Genomic DNA, 2,767 nt, shown 5'->3' with positions numbered 1-2,767 from the left:
TGGTTGGCATCAAATATAAAAACCTTGTTTGAGCCGGCATCCGCTACATAGATAAATCCATCTGAGGTTACCGCCACATCATCAGGAAAACTTAATCCAGAATGCAGTGAATTCAGGGACTGAAAGGAAACCTCAGCAAAAGCAGATGATATTGGGAAAAAGATAAAAAAGAAAAGGACGGTAACTTGAACATGCGCAACAAAATATTTTAGCTGCCGCTTGACAATGGATGTATCAAAAAAACTTGTAATTATATTAAAACAATTTCCAAGATGATGTGGCAAATTGTACTTCATAAAAAAAACCACCAAGAGTCTCAAATTAAATGGACGTTAAAATATGGATGCAACTTCCCTATCCTTTCATTATAGTAAAAATGTAATTAAATGCCAAGAATTTACACAACTGACATGAGAAAAATTTATTCGACTTGAAGAAATTTTTAACGCTGGAAATAAAATCTTCTGCTTTAATGGAGGGATATAAGATTTATTATCATAAGTCATCTGTGAATAGATGAATTTGCAGGCTATCCGGTCATATCATCCAATTATAATCGATAAGAAATATCCCTCTGAACTGTTACCCCACGGGCAAGACGACACAACCGGATAGCCTGCAAACAATATTCATCCGTTACAATCTTTCTCATTTAAAACTGATTTGTGACACAAAAAGATCAAACATCCGCTGAGAGTAATCGACAGCCTTCATTGTTCTTTTTGACGGGAAATCATTGGAAGCGGTGCTTCCAACTACAAGTACATCTTTATTGATCAAAGCCAGTTGAGGCATAAGATCCTCCTGCTTACCGCCCAAGATTGATCCTCCAAGATAGTTCAAGGAGATATCAAAAAGAACGAGAAACATATCGGTTTGGCCACCGGAATACTTATTCGTCCGGCTGTCTCCAATAACAGGAAAATTACTGGAACTGGTTTCGCCGGCAACAACGATATGATTGTCCTGAGTTATAACCAAGTCAATGCCACGGTCTCTGGCTGATCCCCCGACAAAAGTAGAAGCGATGATTTTGTCCAAATCACCACTCAGGACAGTGAGAAACATATCATTTTCGCCGCCATTGAAGGAATTATCAAAAGAGACTTCGGAGCAAGGAAAATCAGCTGATTCCGTTGCACCGGTCACAACTATTTGATCATGGTCATCAATACCAAGACTATGGCCTCTATCAATGTTCTGCCCGCCGAGAAATGTTGAGGCGACAAGTGTTGATAGTTCTCCATCCAGCTTGACGACAAAGGCATCCGTAAAGCCACCATTATAGGTATTGTCAAAAGCATCTGAAGTAGTGGGGAAATCACTGGCGCCGGCATATCCGACAAGATAAACAAAATTTTGATCATTTACTTTAATATCAATTATCTCATCAACCCCGGAACTGCCGATCAGAGTAAAATTCATCAATTGATCAAGGCCTGTCACCCCATATCGTGCGACAAAGCCATCACTCATGCCGCCGTGATATTTTCGATCAAAACCCGCAGTCAATGCGCGAACCTCCGCCTGAGGGTCGCTGGTTATGCCTCCGGCAACATACAGTGTGCCGTCATGTCCAGGGGCAATAGCAAAAATGTCGGCATTATCGATATAGGCAATACTTTTAATCATTGATAAGGATGAATCCAGTTGAACGATAAAACCAATATCCTGTACCAATTCATTCACAAAAGCCTTGTCAATTCCTCCGGCAAAATCACGAGACCATGATTTCCCGGTAATATAGATATTATCCTGACCATCAATGTAGATCGCGCGGCTCCAATCATTGGATTTACCTCCGATAAATGTCGCTGCGAGCAGATGTTTCAGCTCACTATCATATTTGACGACAAAGACATCATCTCCTCCGTTGTACGTTGTGTCATATCCGGCTGTAACAACTGGAAATTCCCCAGAAGTGGTGACTCCGGCAACGAAGATATTTCCTTTGCTGTCAATTGCTATATCAATAAAGGGAAAAATCGGATCAGGCACTTTCTGTTGGCCAACCACTACTGAAGTTGTTTGAGAAAATTTTATTAGAGAATTTGATTCAGGGGCTGCGGCAGTTTTGGACGTAAGCTGACTTGTGAATGAAATAATGACAAAGAATAAGAACACCCTACTCAAAAATCTATACATTCGATATCACCTCAATTATTTGATTATAATTTTCTTTGTACCATAAATTTCGCACAAAAAAAAGAAGGCCGACCATGTGAGATTCACGGCCCGCCTTCTTTTATCAATATGTAATTAACAGCTCTGTTAAGATTTCATAATCCTCATGGCTGGTTATTCAATGGGCAGACAGGTTGTATCATCAACCCATTGACCACCGTAAATATTCGTGGTGGTTGTAGCTTCATCACTGTACGGTGAATAGCTGTTGTCTCCGGAACGGTATGCTCTGATCCTGTATGTATAGCTCGAGTCAGGATTAAGCCCGAGCGTGTCTCTATACAATTCGCTATTTTGTGCGATAGAATCAATCTCAACCCAAACGTTATTCCACATCTTCTTCTCGATCTTATAGCTTGTTTCATCAACAGCGTTATCGGTCCATGTCAGTTTGATTTTCATTGACCCCTCAGGTGACGCAAGGAAAGCCGTGGGTTTAGCTGGATTGGTGGCCTCATTAGTTATATTGGTGTAAAGACCATCCCAGTCACCGCATGTGGCGGAATGCCCCTTATATGCTCGCACCCGGTAGTAATAATCGACTGATGGATCAAGGGAATCAAGATCGGAGTGCCGCAACGTA

General features: G+C 41.1%; 3 protein-coding genes. All 3 read right to left on the bottom strand.

Going from position 1 to position 2,767, the window contains the following annotated elements:
• Positions 1–296 (bottom strand): hypothetical protein (locus KKE17_10410; GenBank protein MBU1710404.1); only part of this gene is annotated, 296 nt, incomplete at its 3' end.
• A gap of 352 nt (positions 297–648) precedes the next feature.
• Positions 649–1,998: an SBBP repeat-containing protein gene (locus KKE17_10405; protein ID MBU1710403.1), complete on the bottom strand. Its 1,350-nt coding sequence runs from the start codon at positions 1,996–1,998 to the stop codon at positions 649–651.
• 300 nt (positions 1,999–2,298) lie between these two features.
• Positions 2,299–2,767 (bottom strand): fibronectin type III domain-containing protein (locus KKE17_10400; GenBank protein ID MBU1710402.1); only part of this gene is annotated, 469 nt, incomplete at its 5' end.

It is taken from the genome of Pseudomonadota bacterium, from assembly GCA_018823135.1.
GTDB lineage: Bacteria > Desulfobacterota > Desulfobulbia > Desulfobulbales > CALZHT01 > JAHJJF01.
The sequence above is the reverse complement of the archived record's forward strand: the minus strand, read 5'-3'. Positions and strand labels throughout refer to the sequence as shown.